At 77.8% G+C, this 998-nt stretch carries 1 protein-coding gene; it reads right to left on the reverse strand.

Annotated features, from left to right (window positions below; translation table 11 throughout):
* Positions 1 to 19: 19 nt before the first annotated feature.
* Positions 20 to 998: biotin/lipoyl-containing protein (locus KUM32_RS39780; protein WP_302185258.1), on the reverse strand; the 979-nt coding region annotated here is incomplete at its 5' end.

Genomic DNA, 998 nt, shown 5'->3' on the forward strand with positions numbered 1-998 from the left:
CCGGGGGCTGGGGGGCCGGTCAGTCGGAGACGACGGCGAGCAGGGCGCCGACCTCCACCTGTTGGCCCGGGGCCGCGCGCAGGGCCGTGAGGGTGCCGGAGGCCGGGGCGGTGATCTTGTGTTCCATCTTCATCGCCTCCAGCCACAGCAGCGGTTGGCCGGCTCGCACGGCGTCGCCCTCCGCCACGTCGGCGAGCCGGATGACGGTGCCGGGCATGGGCGCGAGCAGCGAGCCGGGCTCGGTGCGGGCGCTCGGGTCGGGGAAGCGGGGCAGCGGGGTGAGGGCGTACGCGGTGGGCTGGCCGGGAGGGCCGGCGGCGGGCGGCGGCGTGTCGACGTACACCGTCCCGTCCTCGTACGCGCTCACCGCAAGGGTTCGGCGGACGCCGGCCACGTCCAGGACGACCAGGTCGCGGGCGGCCGAGAGCAGGCGGACGCCGGGCAGGCCGGCGGCGTCCAGGCCGGCGCGGGTGAGCCGGTAGCGGACCTCGTGCTCGGTGCCGTCCGGCTCGCTGCGGTAGGTCCTGGTCTGCGGCTGGGACGGCACGTTGCGCCAGGCGCCGCCGTAGCGGGTGCCACCGAACCGGGAGCGTCCGCAGCCGTCCGCCAGCGCGGCGGCCAGCGCGGCCAGGCGCACGCCCAACCCGCCGGCCCCGCTCGACTCTTCCGCACGGGCCGACTCTTCCGGTGCCCCCGCCTCTTCCGCCTGGCCGGGCCCTGCCACCTCGGCCACCCCGCCCGGGGCGGGCCCGGTCAGCTCGGTCAGGTGGCGGTCCAGGAAGCCGGTGTCGAGGTCGGCGGCCTGGAAGCGCGGGTGGCGCAGGGCGCGGACGAGCAGGTCGCGGTTGGTGACCGGGCCGTGTAGGCGGGCCCGCTCCAGGGCGTGGGCGAGGCGGCGGACGGCCTCCGCGCGGGTGGGGGCCCAGGCGATGACCTTGGCCAGCATCGGGTCGTAGTGCGGGCTGATGGTGTCGCCGGCGCCGAAGCCGGAGTCCACC

It is taken from the genome of Streptomyces sp. AC627_RSS907 (genome assembly GCF_019049165.1).